Here is a 15601-nt window from a genome sequence, read left to right on the forward strand (position 1 = left end):
ATAGAAGTTATTCTTCGCCCGGCGCGCCCGCACCAGCCGAAATGATGATGAAAATGGCGGAGCCGTCTTATGAGGCCGCTCAAGACACGGCCGGCGGCGGCGCGCCGGTGGCCGAGCAGTATATCGCCTACGCCCACAGCGTCGGGATGCGCCTGCCGGTGAAAGCCATTGAACCCACCATGCAAGGCCACATCGCCGCCTGCAACGCGGCCGGGCCTTCCGTCTGTATCGTGACCAATTCCTGGCTCAATGCCTATTCGGAAGATTCAGCCTCCGCTTCGCTGAACCTTCGGGCGACGCCCGCCTGGATCGACACATTCCTTTCCGGCGTGGAGGCCGAGGCGACCGCCGCAAAAGGCGAGATCACCAATCGCCAGACAACCGCCGAGGACCTGACCGTCTCGATCATAGATACCGGCGCGCGTCTTAAGGCTCAGCAGACCCTTCAGGAGCGGCTCCAGAAACTCCTTGCCGAACGTCCGGGCGAGTTGGGCGAGCTGCTGGAAACGGAGCGAGAGCTAGCGCGTGTCAATGGCGAGATCGACTCGCTCAAATCCACCCTCGCCGCGCTACGCCAGCGGGTAGACATGAGCCAGCTTTCCGTCAGCTATGAGACAAAGATCAATCCTGTGTCCCAAGGCGCGCTTCAGCCGCTGGGCGAGGCTTTCGGCAGCTTCTTCTACAATCTCGCCAGCGCCGTTGCCGCTGTGGTGACAGCCTTTGCCATCGGCCTGCCCTGGCTTCTGCTGCTGGGCGCATTGCTCTGGATCTGGCTGCGGCTCATCTGGCCGCGCATCCGCAAGAAGAAACCGGTTACCTGATCCGTCTCCGGATCAGGTAATGCTTCAGGCTCTTTCCGGCTGCTTGCGCTTGGCGCTGTCACCCTTGCGGGCCAGGAGGATGCCAGCCACTTCCTTGGGGACGATCATCAGCATCTGGCTGAGGGTCGTCTCCCAGGTGTCGAGCAATTCCTTGCCCCGCACCGAGCCCGTCCGGCGCACATGCTCCTCAAGCAGAGCTTTCGTTTCGCCGACATATTCCTCCGGCATATCGGCCAGCGGATACCAGTCGATCGAGTCCGGATTGGCCACGCGCTCGAACCGTTGTTGCGGGTCCCAGATAAAGGCGGCCCCTCCGGTCATCCCGGCGCCGAAATTGTCGCCAACCGGCCCGAGGATGACAGCGCGCCCGCCAGTCATGTATTCGCAACCATTGGCGCCGCACCCTTCAACCACCGCTTTGGCGCCCGAGTTGCGCACGGCGAACCGCACGCCGGCGGTGCCCGCCGCAAACAGCTTGCCGGAGGTCGCCCCATAAAGGCAGGTGTTGCCAATGATGGCGTCGCCCACGGCCGAGCGGCGGTCCCTCGGGCGCGGCGTCACAACGATGCTCGCCCCCGAAAGCCCTTTGCCGACATAGTCGTTCGCATCGCCGAGGACTTCCAGAAGAAGCCCCTGTACGCTGAACGCTCCGAGCGACTGACCGGCCGATCCTTCCAGGCGGATATGCAGACGGCCTTCAGGAAGGGCATGCATCCCGAACTTGCGGGTGATGCGAGAACTGGCGCGCGAACCAATGGCCCGCATCGTGTTCTGCACGCCATATTCCAGCTGCATCTTCTCGCCGCGCTCGAAGAACGGCTCAGCGTCGCGCAGGATCTGAGCGTCGAGCGTATCGGGCACCGCTTCACGGCGGTTTGGTTTGTAGACGATGGGGCTGTCAGTATCGACCTGAACCAGAAGCGGGTTGAGATCGAGGTCATCAAGATGCGTTGCACCGCGGCTGACCTGCTTGAGCAGGTCGGTGCGGCCGATGGCTTCGTCCAGAGATTTCAGTCCCAGCGAAGCGAGGATTTCGCGCACATCTTCGGCAATGAAGCTCATCAGGTTGACGACCTTGTCCGGGTTCCCAGTGAAGTGCGCGCGCAGGGCTTCGTCCTGCGTACACACACCGACGGGGCATGTGTTGGAATGGCACTGGCGCACCATGATGCACCCCATCGCGACGAGCGACGCCGTACCGATGCCATACTCTTCAGCGCCGAGCATCGCCGCAATCACGATATCCCGCCCCGTGCGCAGCCCGCCATCCGTCCGGAGGGTAATCTTTTCACGGAGGTTATTCAGCGAGAGCACCTGATGGGCTTCAGCCAGACCGATCTCCCAGGGGAGGCCCGCATACTTGATCGAAGTTTGCGGCGAGGCGCCTGTGCCGCCCACGCCGCCTGCGATCAGGATGATGTCCGCCTTGGCCTTGGCTACGCCAGCGGCCACCGTGCCGACGCCGGATTGCGCCACAAGTTTCACGCAAACGCGCGCATCCGGATTGATTTGCTTCAGATCATAGATCAGCTGCGCAAGGTCTTCGATCGAGTAGATGTCATGGTGGGGCGGCGGTGAGATCAGTGTGACGCCAGGCGTCGCATGGCGCAGCTTCGCGATCAGCTCGGTCACCTTGAAGCCCGGCAGCTGGCCGCCTTCCCCTGGCTTGGCGCCCTGGGCTACCTTGATCTCGATTTCCCGGCATTCATTGAGATACTCCGCCGTCACACCGAACCGGCCCGACGCGATCTGCTTGACGGCTGAATTCATGTTGTCGCCGTTCGGCAGTGGCCGGTAGCGGGCACGGTCTTCCCCGCCCTCCCCGGATACGGACTTTGCCCCGATCCGGTTCATTGCCACATTCAGCGTGCCGTGGGCTTCCGGCGACAGCGCGCCGAGCGACATGCCGGGCGTGACGAACCGCTTGCGGATCTCGTTGATCGACTGGACCTGGCTGAGCGGAACCTTCGGCCCCGCGGCCTTGAAGTCGAGCAGATCACGCAGTTGCAGCGGGTCGCGCGCGTGCACGGCATCGACATATTTCCGGTAGATCGAATAATCGCCCCGGTCACAGGCCGCCTGAAGCGTGTGGATCAGATTGCCATCAAGGGCGTGGGGCTCATCCGATGCGCGCAGGCGATAGAAGCCGCCCACCGGAAGCGAGATGACATCTTCATCAAATGCCTTCTGATGACGGACGAGGGCATTCTCCTCCAGGCCGGCAAGACCAAGACCCGAAATCCGGCTCGACATGCCAGGGAAATAGTCCGCGACGAGCGCGCGGGAGAGGCCCAGCGCCTCGAAATTGTAACCGCCCCGATAGGAGGAGATCACCGAGATACCCATCTTGGAGATGATCTTCAGGAGGCCTGCTTCAACGGCTTCCTTGAAGTTCTGCACCGCCTTGCCGAGGGAAATGTCGCCCAGCAGACCGCGCGCATGGCGATCTGCGATGGCGTCCTGCGCCAGATAAGCGTTGACACAGGTAGCGCCAACGCCGACCAGAACGGCAAAATAATGCGTATCGAGACATTCAGCCGAACGCACGGTGATCGAACAGAAGGTGCGCAGGCCCTGGGCCACGAGATGCGAATGAACCGCGCCGGTTGCCAGAACCATCGGTACTGCGATGCGGCTTGCCGACTGATGTTCATCAGTGAGGATGATGTGCTCGCGGCCCGCGCGCACTGCCTCTTCGGCTTCGCGGCGGATACGCTCGAGCGCGTCCTTGAGCGCGGCGCCTTCGGATGTCACATCAGCGGCATCAAACGTACAGTCGATGATCTCGGTGCCAAGGCCAAGGCGCTCGATCAGGCGCTCATACATGCCCGTGGTCAGCACAGGGCTTTCCAGCACAAACACTTCCTGCTGCGATTTGTCCGTATCCAGCACGTTGCCCAGGTTCTTGAACCGTGTGCGCAGGCTCATCACCCGGCCTTCGCGCAGCGGGTCGATCGGCGGATTGGTAACCTGGCTGAAGTTCTGGCGGAAGAAATGGCTCATCGGCCGGTAGGCCATCGTCAAAACGGCGGGCGCTGTATCGTCACCCATCGAACCGATGGCTTCCTTGCCGCCTTCCGCCATCGGCGCAAGGATCAGCTCCAGCGTTTCGAGCGTATAACCGGCCGCCGTTTCCCGCCGCAGCAACTCTTCCTTGTTGAACAGCACAGGCTCCGCACCAGGGCCGATTTCCGGCTCCAGCTCTGTCACAGCCTGCAGCCATTCCTCATAAGGCGCCTGGGCGGCGAGGAAATCGACAATCTCGCGGTGATCGTAGAATTTTCCGGTGCCGAGATCAGCGGCAATCATGCCGCCTGCCGGGATGGACCCCCTCCGAGTGATCTCGTGATTGCCAAGCGGGCACATACCCGTTTCGGAGCCAACCGCAAGAATACCGTCCGTTGTCAGAGCATAACGCAGCGGGCGCAGGCCGTTGCGGTCAAGGCCGGCCACGGCCCAGCGGCCATCATAGGCGGCAATGGCAGCCGGCCCGTCCCATGGCTCCATAACGGAGTTGCAATAGTCATAAAGCGCGCGGTGGGCCATAGGCATCACTGAATCCCGCTTCGACCAGGCTTCCGGGATCAGCATCGCTTTGGCCATCGGCGCGGGCCGCCCCGATTTGCAGAGCAGCTCCCACACCGCGTCCAGCGCGCCTGAGTCCGATGTGCCATCCGGGATCACCGGTTTCACATCCTGCGTATGGTCGCCGAAAGTTTCGGACACCATGCGGATCTCGTGGCTTTTCATCCAGTTGCGATTGCCGCGCAGCGTGTTGATCTCGCCATTGTGCGCAATCGTACGGAAGGGCTGGGCCAGCGCCCATTGCGGGAACGTGTTGGTGGAATAGCGCTGATGATAGATTGCGAAGGCCGAGACAAAACGCTCATCGCGCAGATCAAGGAAGAAATTGTCGATGTCCTGGGCGAGGAACATACCCTTGTAGATCAGCGATTTATGACTGAGCGAGCAGATATAGAAAGACGGGATCGCCGCTTCCCGGGCCCGCCGCTCAATCCGCCGGCGGCAGATGTACAGGGCGCGCTCAAGCTCCTCCGGTGAGCGGCCACGCGCATCGCGGAACATGATCTGCTCAATGGCGGGGCGCGTATCCTTTGCCTTTTGTCCGATCACGGACACATCAACCGGCGGCTGGCGCCAGCCATAGATGTAGAACCCGAAATGCAGCACTTCCCGTTCAACCAGGGTCCGCGCCGCTTCCTGCGCGCCAAAGTCCGTGCGCGGCATGAAGATCTGGCCAACGCAAATCCGGTCATCGGTCGGGCTGTGGCCGGTGCGGCTCACATGCTCGCGGAAAAAGTCCTGCGGCACATCAAGGCGGATGCCGGCTCCATCGCCGGTCTTGCCGTCCGCATCGACGGCACCGCGGTGCCACACATTCTTTAGCGCGCTGATGCCCATTTCGACGATTTCGCGGCGCGGCTTGCCATCAAGCGCCACAACGAGACCGACGCCGCAGGCATCGCGTTCATCCTCAGGGTTATAAGCCCCCGCATCAATGAGACGCTGGCGGTTCTGCTCATACTTTGTCACATAATCCGACATCTGATTTACTCCGCCGCCACTTTTGCGGCCTGCTCAGCCGCTCTCATTGCCTTATGCATTGCTTCTGCCGCGTCGCGGCCATCCTTGATTGCCCACACAACCAGCGAAGCGCCGCGCACGATATCGCCCGCCGCATAAACGCCCGGCAGGCTGGTTTCCATGGTTGCATAATCCACCCGCACCGCGCCCCAGCGGTTCACGGTCAGCGATGGCTCATTGAACAGCGCCGGCAGGTCTTCCGGATCAAAGCCCAGCGCCTTGATCACCATGTCTGCCTTCACATCAAAGGTCTCGCCGGTCTTCACCGGAGACTGACGCCCCGAAGCGTCAGGCTCGCCCAGCTTCATGCGGCTGGCCCGGACGGCTTTCACCTTACCACCCTTGGTGTCGATGATCGCTTCGGGATTGGCGAGCCATTCGAAGACGACCCCCTCCTCTTCCGCATTCTGAACTTCGCGCTGAGAACCCGGCATATTGGCGCGGTCACGGCGGTAAAGGCAGGTGACGGACTTTGCGCCCTGGCGAATGGCCGTGCGCACACAGTCCATCGCCGTATCGCCGCCCCCGATCACGACCACGCGCTTGCCCTCGGCATTAAGCGCGCCACTTTCATAGGCCTCAACCTTATCCCCCAGGCTGACCTTGTTGGATGCGGTGAGATAGTCGAGCGCAGGCAGAACACCTTCCGATCCGCTGCCCGGGCACTTCAGGTCCTTGGCCGCATAAACGCCGGTGGCAATCAGCACAGTGTCATGCGCGCTGCGCAGGTCGCCCAGCGACACATCGCTGCCAACGCGCGTGTTGAACCGGAAGGTAACCCCCGAAGCTTCCAGATGGCGGATACGGCGCTCCACCACATCCTTTTCCAGCTTGAAGCCCGGAATGCCATAGATCAGCAGGCCGCCGCCGCGATCATAAGCGTCATAGACGGTGACCTGGTATCCCTTGCGGCGCAGCTGTTCGGCGGCGGCAAGACCGCCGGGGCCTGCGCCGATAATGCCGGCTGACTGGCTGCGTTCACGCGGCGGCTTGATCGGCTGGATCCAGCCTTCGGCCCAGGCGGTGTCCGTGATGTATTTCTCGACTGAGCCGATCGTCACCGTGCCATGGCCGGACTGTTCGATCGTGCAGATACCTTCGCAGAGGCGGTCCTGCGGGCAGATGCGCCCACAGATTTCGGGCATGTTGTTGGTGGCCGAGGAAACGCGCCAGGCTTCTTCCAGCCGGCCCTCGGCGGCCAGCTTCAGCCAGTCGGGAATGTTGTTCTGCAACGGACAGCCCTGCTGGCAGAACGGCACGCCGCATTGCGAGCAGCGGCTGGCCTGCGCCTGGGCAGCATCGGGCGAAAACTCGCCATAAATCTCACGAAAGTCTGCGGCGCGCTCCTTGGCGCTCCGCTTCTGGGGCATTGCCCGCGAAACCTTGGTGAATTGCAGCATACGCTCGGCCATAGGCTTATCCCAAAATTACTCGAGCGATCTCTATAAGCGGCGTTTTTGCGGGAGCAAGTGGCACTTCGGCACATATATATCATTATGATAGATATGGTCTGAGATTTCTTGCTCCCAGTCCTTGTTTGAGAATCGTTCCGCGCCGTAATGTATCTTTTCGATATATATTTTCTCCTCTCCTTTCCTTTGAAACAACGGTAGCAATGTCTCAAGGGTTTGAATGGTACCGGACGGCATGTCGTTTCTTCAGCTTTTTCTGATCGCAGTCGTCCAGGGCCTCACCGAATGGCTGCCGATCTCTTCCTCGGCGCACGTCCTCCTGGCATCAGACTTCATGGGCCTGGTGGGCCGGGATGAAGTGTTGATCAATGCGGCGTCAAACACCGGCACCCTGATCGCCATGCTGCTCTATTTCCGGAAGGATGTCGGCGCTGCGATCCTCGGCGGTTTCGAGTTGGCCGCCACCCCGGTTACGAAACGGCCCTTGTCTGCAGGCGCGCGCCTTGCCCTGTGCATCATAGTCGCCACACCGTTCGCCCTGATCGGCGCTGTGATCTATGAGAGCATAGCGCCCGAGACGCTCTGGACAGCCCTGCGCAGCGTTTACGCCGTTGCTGCTTCCACCATCCTGTTCGGCGCCCTGCTCTGGTGGGCGGATGCGCGCGGGAGCCAGTCCCGCTCGGAAGGCGACATGACCCTTCGCGACGCGTTCCTGATCGGCGCCAGCCAGCTCGTCGCCGTCATCATCCCCGGCACCAGCCGCTCAGGCATCACCATGACCGCGGCCCGCGCGCTGGGATATGAACGTGTCGAGGCAGCCCGCTTTGCCATGCTGATCGGCGCGCCCATCCTTGCTGCCGTCAGCCTTTATGGACTCATGGGCCTCGCCAGCGCGCCCGCAGGCGGCGAAGGCGCGACCATTACGGATGGTCTGATTGTTGCGGCCATCGCCTTTGTCTCGGGCTATGCGTCGATCGGCCTGCTGATGACGCTGGTCCGCAAGATGAGCTTCCTGCCCTTCGTGCTCTATCGCTTTGCCCTGGGGATCGCGCTGCTGGCGACCTCCCCTATCGTGGCAGGAGCAATCGGCTAAGCTTCAGGCTTCGCGCGCCTTGTGGAACTCGCCATAGGGACGGAAGCGCCAGAGATAGGATGGCACAATCGCTTCGACCGATTCCAGCTGCGTGATGCCCAGATCCCCCATCCCAAGGGCGCCTTCGGCCACGACATTGTCTTTCGTCAGCATCTCGACCTGTGAGCCAGTCAGCGGCGGATCACCGAAGAAGTTCCAGGAAAACGGCGGCACGAACCGCCACACAGCGCCTGTGATGTAGGCAACAGGACGGACAATGAAGAAAGGCAGCGGGATCTTGAAGCGCGGGCGGTCCACCGTCTTCAGGATGAAGTCGTAAAGCTCGTTGAAGCTGTAGCTGCGCGGGCCGCCCAGCTCGAAGGTCTTGCCGGCAGCGTCTTCGCGCTCCACCGCTTCTGCAATCGCCGCGGCCACGTCCCCGGCATAGACCGGCTGAAACTTCGTCTTGCCGCCACCAATCGCAGGCATCATCGGGGCAAACCGGGCCATGTTGGCAAAGCGGTTGAAGAACTTGTCTTCAGGGCCAAACACGATGGAAGGCCGCAGGATCACCGCCGTTGGAATGGCGTCGCGCACAGCCTCTTCGGCGGCAGCCTTGCTGCGGCCATAAGGCGAGCGCGAATTGATATCCGCCCCGATGGCCGAGACCTGAACAAAGCGCGTGATACCTTTTTCCCTGGCGATTTCCGCCAGCAGCCCGGCGCCATCGGCCTGCTCGCCCTGGAATGTCTGGCGGGCATGTTCGAAGAGAATACCAACAAGGTTGACCACCGCATCGGCGCCATCGAGCGCCCGCTCCAGCGAGGCCCGGTCGCGGATATTGGCCTGGACAACATCAACCCAGCCCGGAGGGCCGGCAAGGCGCACATCAATCGCGGTATGCACCCGGCGGCAGGCAACGCGGACACGCCAGCCCTTCTCCACCAGCGCGCGCGCGGCATAGCGCCCGATGAAGCCTGAGCCGCCAACCAGAGTCACCAAGCCTTTGCTCATTGTCCTGTCTTCCTGTTTGGGCGCCGATGCCGCCCCGATTCAGCTGTTCCTCGCGCCTTTCACCATTTTGCGGCGCTGATGTCCATGCGGCCTTGACGCTCGACGCGTTTCTGGTGGGCCCGCGCCTACCAGATGACCGTCATGGTGACAGCGTCGCTATAGGCACCGGCGTTCACCTGCTGGTTTGCCGGAATGGTGGCGCTGATGGGGTGAACCCGGCTGCGCGTCAGCAGACCGAGCAGAAAGGATCCCTGCAGCACCGAGCCCTGGACCCCATTGCCCCAGACCTGACCTGATTGGGTATAAACCTGATAGCCAAGCTCGCTGCCGCTGCTGGCCTGGCGCATTTTCCGGGAGGGGATACTGCCGGATTGGCCCCCGCCCAGGCGCACGTCATACGACGCGCCGACAAATAACAGGCCCGTGCAGGTGACGGTGACATCTGCCGTGGCTGTCGCCGTATTGCCGGAGAAGGCGTGGTAGGCCGGAAAGCTGAGCGGCGTGGAGACGACCGAGCAGGACTGCGCCAAAGCCGGACAAATCGGGACAAACAGGGACAAGGAAAGGACAATCAGGCGCCACATTCAGTCAATTCCTGCCATCTTGACCCGGCCTTCGGGCCGGAGCTGCATCTCTCCCCGCGAGCGGACGGAAGAAACGACGTCCACAAAGCGGCCCACCGGAGTGGTCACCGCAACAGTATCGCCGTCTTCGGCGACCGAACAGTAAACGCGCCCCTCCAGCCCCACCGGACAGACCAGCCCGGACCTGAGCAGCTCCACCCGGCTTCCCGGCGGCAGACGCTCTCCAGTGGGGAACACAGCCGTGAAGGCGAGCGCAGTTTCGCGGCGGACATCGAAGCGGACCTCCGACAGCCCCCGCCGGGGGATGAACCGGGTGGTGAAATCGGCCACGTCATAATCGAGGGGCACGTCTTCGGGGCGAAGGCTCAGCGTATTGATCTCGTAGGGGCGCACATCCGGAATGACGGCGAGACCGTTTTCTCCGGTTACCGCGATGATGCGATTGTCCTTGTAGATCGGCATCCCCTTGAGATCGGGCATCCGCACGATGGCTGTTGCCCCGGTGGTCTGCCGCTGAAGCGCAGCGGCCCCAGGCATCACAGCGAAGCCCCCGCGCAGGCCGGCCATAATCTGGTTCGTCTCGCCATAGACGCCGCCATTGAGGAAAAGATCAGCAGCGCCCAGATCGGCCGTCAGATCGCCCTGATAAACGGCCCCTGCCCCGCCCTCCGCAGCGCCGAGCGACCATTGCACCCGCTCGCCCGGCATTCGCGATCGGCTGACCTGGACGCTGGACGCCTCCCGCCCGCCTGCCGATTGATAGCCGCCCCCCGCATTGTAAGGGCCAAAACTCGCGCGCAGGCCGATGGCAAATCCCGTCTCGTCGCGGGCGAAATCCTGATAAGCGCTCGCCGAGAAAGACACCCGGTCACCCCGCAGGGGCTTTTCCCAGCCAAACGACAGGAAGCGCCGGTCACGGAGCACCTTGTCCTCTTCCTCGATATAGGCTGCGCGGAAGGAGCCGGCGGGCGTGAATATGCCGGCGCTGGCGCGGATGGACCGGTCTGGAAACTCCAGGCCCAGTGTGGAGACGGTGTCGGAATAGCGCGGATCTGCAAAGCGCGCCTGCAGCTGCAGCGAACCGCGCCGGGTATTGCGCTCGAAACCAGCGGAAATGATGTGGCCGGTATGGCCATCCTCTGCCCGGCTCACCCCGCCCGAAAGGCTCACGATACCGAGTTTCCCGGCGGTGACCTGACCGCCCCCGCCCAGCACGCCACCGCCCGCGCCAAACTCCGAATAGGCCTCGGCTGTCAGCGCATTGGTGAGCCCGCGCCGCACCCGGCCATTGGCAATCAGCGTGTCGTCATATTCAGATGCGATTCCGCTGAAACGGCGCGGCAGGCCAAGGCTCACCGAATAATCCATCACGCCTTCGGCCAGGGATTCCTCCGAGGCAAAGAAGCTGTAGTCTTCGATCCGGGTGAGGCCGCTCGCTTCGCGGATGATGACCTCCACCTCATTGAGGCCGGTTTCCGGCGTAATCTCGAAATGGCTGAAACCGGGGTCTACGCTCTGCTTCTGCCGGACAACGCCGTTCACCCTCACATCAACTTCCGACCGCTCGCGCAGCAGAGCCTGAAAGGCGCTGTAGGGGCGCCAGCTATCGCGCGGATCCATGGAGAAATCGGTGCCATACTGGACGCCGGCGAAGGGTGTGATCCGCCCCCAGCGAGGTGCGGCGGTAAAGCTGTCGCCGATACTCAGGCGTGTGAATGTATCGGGAAAATCCTGCTCGTAGACCGTCTGCAGGCGCCGCGCCTGTCCTTCGTTCGCTGTATAGGAGGCGACCATGTCATTCTGCAGGCGGCCATAGGGCGTATGCAGCGTAAGAGAAAGATCGCCAAAGGCATTGATCAGCTCATCGGTACCATCATGGACACGCTGGCCCGACAGGCCATATCCACCGATCAGACCGGAAAGCGGCTTTGCAAAACTCTGTTGCACGCGCGCCGCCGGGCGCCGCGGCGGTGTGGCGGCAAAAAGGTCAAGCTGGGCCGCGCTCTGATCCAGCCGGTATTGCAGGCCGGCCATCGACTGGAGGCAGACAGCCTCTGCGCTGCCGGCATAAAGACCCGCTGCGGCAAGCGGCGCCGTCTCTATCCGCGTACAGTCTTCAGCAAGCACATCGAGCTGGGCCAGCCCGTCTACCAGCGTTCCATTGATGCGAACCTCCACCAGCAGCGAGATCGCTCCGGGTGCTTCGGCCGCGGGCACGGCCCGGGCCGTCATCGCGCCGCCCTGCACGAAAGCAAGCGCCGCGAGAGCGTATCTCAACCAGCTCCTCACCTGCCTGATGTAAGCTGAGCGGAGAAGGATTGGCCGTTGACGGAGTAGTTCAGGGTCTGGACGCGCGCCTCTTCCGGTGGCGGCAGAAGGATCTCGGCCCCGGGAAGCAGATAGACAACGCCAGGCCCGGCGGACACCGCATCGCCGGCATCGGTTTGAAGCGAAAGATCATGCAGGCGCAGCCAGCCCGGCCCCGGATTGCGCAGGGCGAGCACGTCCTGGCGTAGATTTGCTTGCAGCCCCTCCGGCGCCGCCGGAGCGCCGGCAAACATCGCCAGCACATAGCGCAGCCGGATGGCCAGCTGCGAGGCCTGCTTTTCCGGTGCCTGCCCCGGGGTGGGCAATTCGTCGACAATCACCCGCCAGGCGCCCGCGCCGCCCGTATCGGGCACCGACATGCGGACAATCTGCGAGGTGCCGGGACGAAGCGTGAAAATCTCCGGCGCAAAACGGAGCCCCCTGGCCGGTTGCAGAACATCCTCGCCGTTCTGCTGGCTCCAGTCATAGATGCGGACCTGAACGGTGACATCCTGCTTGAGACCGGAGCTTATGGTGAGCGAGGCCGCCCCGCCCTGCGCTGGCGCGTCGATCATGATCGGCGCGATCGCCAGCCCTTGCGGATGTGCGGGCAACAGGAACCATACAGCTCCCAGAAGGAGCAGGGCCAGGGGTCTCATCTCTACTTACCTCAGTAGGTGACCGTCACCTGAACTTCATCAGAGTAGGCGCCGGCCGTGTCGGGTGTGCTGGTTGTGCGGCCATAGACGGTGAGGGTCTGGGAGGGCCCTGCCCCGTTGGCGACAGAACCGGTGACACCATTTCCCCAGACAGTCGTAAGTCCTGGATTGGTATAGAGCTGATAGGTGAAACTCGCCGGCAAGCTCGCATGGCTCAGCGTCCGCGCGCTGATATCGCCTGCCTCACCGCCATCCAGAGCCACCGTGAACGCGCTTGAGTTCGTGCAGTTGACGGTGATGGAGCCGTTAGCCGTAGCTTCGTCGAGACCGACAGAAGCAAACACCACCGGCGTCGTCTGCACAACGCAGGTGTTCACCACGGTTGCCTGAACATCGAGGGTTCCGTTCGCCGTGGCCGCGTAGGCCGCTTGAGAACAGGCAGTCAGCGCCGCTGCCGCCATGAGTTTCCTGATCATTATTCCACCTATCCAGTCTTGTGATTGCCGTTTTTCATTTTCTTGGATTCCACCCTAGCGCAACTTCGTTGCTCGAAGCTTTCAGAAGAGTCTCTGATTGGTTTACGCAGCTTATGTTTTTGTACGGATCATAATCCGGCCGATTTCAAAAACGGTCGTTCGGTTTGTTGCCGCGCATTATCAGGGGATTTTCCGGATGATCAGTTTTTATCTTGGGGAGTCGCCGGTCAGCCTTGGCGCTGCTTCCGATATTTTCCGCTGACAGATCATCGGCTGAAACGGGAGGCGCGCGGCACAGTCTACATTCTATCTTTGTGCGATTTTCCCGCAAGACGGGTAGCGGCCCGGCATATGAACGCGCGTGCGCCAGCGCGCGCGGCGCGGGGTATGATGTCTTACGGTTGATTGAAGGCGGTCCTTCAGCCTTTCATCAGGCCTGAGGCCTTCAGCAGCTTGCCCGCGCGCAGAACCCGGTCGAGCTTATGCTCGCTGGAGCGGTCGCCCTTATTGGAATCGGGATGGAACCGGCGCACATATTCGGCATAGCGCGCGCGGATCTGCGCCGGCGTCGCGTCCGTCTCCAGGTCGAGTTCCCGGAGCGCGCGGATCTGCAGGCTTGAGCGATGGCTGTGCATCCGCTCCTCGGCCGCGGGCGTGTCGTCCATATCGAAGAAGCTGCGGCCGGCCCACCGGCGCGGATCATGCGGATCGGTGGCCTTGCGCCCGCCCAGCGGCCCTGCGCCCATGCGCCAGGTGCGCTTGTGGCCATACTGCTCGGCGCGCAGGAAAGCAGCCGCTTCGGCATCGGTCATGCCTTCAAAGAAATTGAAGCTGCGATTATAGGCGGCCGCATGTGCCTCGCAGAACCAGTGGCGTCCCTTGCCGCCCGGGCGCGGCGCCGGATGAGACCCTTCCAGATCACAACCAGGCTCCTCGCACACGCGCGTACGCTTTGCCCGTGCGCGCGACGTCTCGTCGGCGGGGGGCTTCACGCGTATATCCGTGAACTTGACTCGGTATCTGAACGGTTCGCCGTCTGACATGGGGCCATATAATAGGGAGCGCCGGTTAAACATGCCACAACCAAACGACAGACAGACGCGGATTGAAGCAGCGCTTGCGGCAGCATTTGAGCCCGTCTCGCTCAGCGTGATCGACGATAGCCACAAGCATGCGGGCCATGCCGGCGCTGCGCCGGGCGGTGAGACGCATTATTCTGTTGAAATTGTTGCCGAGGCTTTTGCGGGGCTCTCCCGCGTGCAGGTTCAGCGCGCCGTGATGATGGTGCTGCAACAGGAATTCGACACCGGCCTGCATGCCCTCGCCCTGAAGGCGCGGGCGCCCGAGGCGAGTTAGTCCGGGCGTTCAATCCGCTTCTATTTCGGCCACAGCGCGCGACACGTTCACCCCGGTCACCTGATTGCGCTGGCGGCGCAGCACATTGAACCGGTAGCCATGGAACACAAAGCTCTGGCCAGGCTCGGGGATAGTCTGGGACTCATGGATCACCAGGCCCGCGACCGTGACAGCCTCCTCATCAGGAAGGTCCCAGCCGGTGGCGCGGTTGAGATCGCGGATCGGCACCCAGCCATCGACATTGACCGAGCCATCGGGCTGCGGGCGCACGCCCTGCACCTGCACGTCATGCTCGTCATGGATCGCGCCAACGATCTCCTCGAGAATATCTTCCAGCGTGATCAGGCCCTGCAACTCGCCATACTCGTCAATAACGAGGGCAAAATGCTGGCCTCGTGAGAGGAACTGGTTGAGCTGCTCCTGCACCGGCGTGGTCTCCGGAACGAACCAGGGTTTGCGCAGAATCGAATCCAGATCGAGCTTGGAAACATCGCCGCCCAGCGGCAGCGCAGCCCGCAGCAGGTCCTTGGCATGCAGAATGCCGATGATCTCTTCTTTCTCACCGCGATAGAGCGGCAGGCGCGTATGCGGGCTCGACAACGCCTTCATGATCAGCTGGCGGGGCTCGAGATCCGCATCCAGCATATAGATGTTCTTGCGGTGGATCATCACGTCTTCGACGGTGAGATCTTTCAGGTCCAGCGCTCCAACAAGGCGCAGGTGATCATCCTTGCCCACGCCGCCTTCTGCCGCATGCAGATCAATTGCACCGCGGATTTCCTCTTCAGCCGAAAGCGGGCTCGCCGGCGCACCGACGCCGACAAGGCGAAGCACGCCGTTCACGATCAACTGGATGGCCCTGATGATCCAGGAAGTGGATTTCACTACCAGGGAGATCGGGCCGGCCACGACCAGCGCTACGGAATCTGGCCGCGTGATGGCATAGGTCTTCGGCATGACCTCCGAGAAGATCAGAACGAGCACGGTCATGACCGCCGTCGCCGCAGCAAGCGCAAGGCCGCCTTGCCCGAAAAGAGCCGTGAACATCGAAGTCGCCAGGACCGATGCCAGAATATTGACGACATTGTTGCCGAGCAGGATGGCGCCGATGAAATTCTCGCGATTGGCGAGCAGCTTGTTCACCGTCCGGGCCCGCTTGTCGCCGTCTTTCTCCAGCGCATGCATCCGAGCGCGGGACGCGGCTGTGAGCGATGTCTCCGATCCTGAGAAGAATGCAGATATCATCAGCAAAATGACGATCGCAAATGCATATCCGGCAATCATGGCGAGACGCA

At 62.2% G+C, this 15601-nt stretch carries 12 protein-coding genes; 3 read left to right on the top strand and 9 right to left on the bottom strand.

Annotated features, from left to right (window positions below):
• The first annotated feature begins 53 nt into the window (after positions 1-53).
• On the top strand, positions 54-821 hold the full coding sequence (locus BBF93_RS17745) for a DUF4349 domain-containing protein (protein ID WP_233349201.1): 768 nt from the start codon (positions 54-56) through the stop codon (positions 819-821).
• 24 nt (positions 822-845) lie between these two features.
• Here the strand turns inward: BBF93_RS17745 and gltB are convergent, their stop codons facing one another.
• Together gltB and BBF93_RS17755 are read right to left on the bottom strand one after the other, a co-directional pair.
• A complete protein-coding gene (gene gltB / locus BBF93_RS17750) occupies positions 846-5387 on the bottom strand; it encodes a glutamate synthase large subunit (protein ID WP_035597718.1) in 4542 nt (1513 codons plus the stop codon).
• Positions 5388-5392: 5 nt separating this feature from the next.
• Complete coding sequence (locus tag BBF93_RS17755) at positions 5393-6838, bottom strand: NAD(P)-dependent oxidoreductase (RefSeq protein WP_114106756.1); 1446 nt, start codon at positions 6836-6838, stop codon at positions 5393-5395.
• 235 nt (positions 6839-7073) lie between these two features.
• On the opposite strand from BBF93_RS17755, the gene BBF93_RS17765 reads away from it, so the two are divergent.
• Positions 7074-7931, top strand: coding sequence for an undecaprenyl-diphosphate phosphatase (locus BBF93_RS17765; RefSeq protein ID WP_114106758.1), 858 nt, complete (start codon positions 7074-7076; stop codon positions 7929-7931).
• A 3-nt stretch (positions 7932-7934) separates the two neighbouring features.
• Here the strand turns inward: BBF93_RS17765 and BBF93_RS17770 are convergent, their stop codons facing one another.
• From BBF93_RS17770 to BBF93_RS17795, 6 genes are all read right to left on the bottom strand, one after another.
• Complete coding sequence (locus BBF93_RS17770) at positions 7935-8924, bottom strand: complex I NDUFA9 subunit family protein (protein ID WP_035597713.1); 990 nt, start codon at positions 8922-8924, stop codon at positions 7935-7937.
• A 125-nt stretch (positions 8925-9049) separates the two neighbouring features.
• A complete protein-coding gene (locus tag BBF93_RS17775; protein ID WP_035597711.1) occupies positions 9050-9508 on the bottom strand; it encodes a spore coat U domain-containing protein in 459 nt (152 codons plus the stop codon).
• Positions 9509-11785 carry a fimbria/pilus outer membrane usher protein gene (locus BBF93_RS17780; protein ID WP_114106759.1) on the bottom strand — a complete coding sequence of 759 codons (2277 nt, stop codon included), beginning with the start codon at positions 11783-11785 and terminating at the stop codon, positions 9509-9511.
• Positions 11786-11793: 8 nt separating this feature from the next.
• Positions 11794-12474, bottom strand: coding sequence for a molecular chaperone (locus BBF93_RS17785; RefSeq protein WP_114106760.1), 681 nt, complete (start codon positions 12472-12474; stop codon positions 11794-11796).
• 11 nt (positions 12475-12485) lie between these two features.
• Positions 12486-12950: a spore coat U domain-containing protein gene (locus BBF93_RS17790; protein WP_114106761.1), complete on the bottom strand. Its 465-nt coding sequence runs from the start codon at positions 12948-12950 to the stop codon at positions 12486-12488.
• 419 nt (positions 12951-13369) lie between these two features.
• Positions 13370-13942, bottom strand: coding sequence for a J domain-containing protein (locus BBF93_RS17795; RefSeq protein ID WP_233349202.1), 573 nt, complete (start codon positions 13940-13942; stop codon positions 13370-13372).
• An 82-nt stretch (positions 13943-14024) separates the two neighbouring features.
• Here BBF93_RS17795 and BBF93_RS17800 point away from each other — a divergent pair, with 82 nt between their 5' ends.
• Complete coding sequence (locus tag BBF93_RS17800) at positions 14025-14306, top strand: BolA family transcriptional regulator (protein WP_114106762.1); 282 nt, start codon at positions 14025-14027, stop codon at positions 14304-14306.
• Between the two features lie 9 nt (positions 14307-14315).
• Here the strand turns inward: BBF93_RS17800 and BBF93_RS17805 are convergent, their stop codons facing one another.
• Positions 14316-15590, bottom strand: a complete 1275-nt coding sequence (locus tag BBF93_RS17805; RefSeq protein WP_114106763.1) for an HlyC/CorC family transporter — start codon at positions 15588-15590, stop codon at positions 14316-14318.
• Between the last annotated feature and the right edge of the window lie 11 nt (positions 15591-15601).

The organism is Hyphomonas sp. CACIAM 19H1, from assembly GCF_003325995.1.
Lineage (GTDB): Bacteria > Pseudomonadota > Alphaproteobacteria > Caulobacterales > Hyphomonadaceae > Hyphomonas > Hyphomonas polymorpha.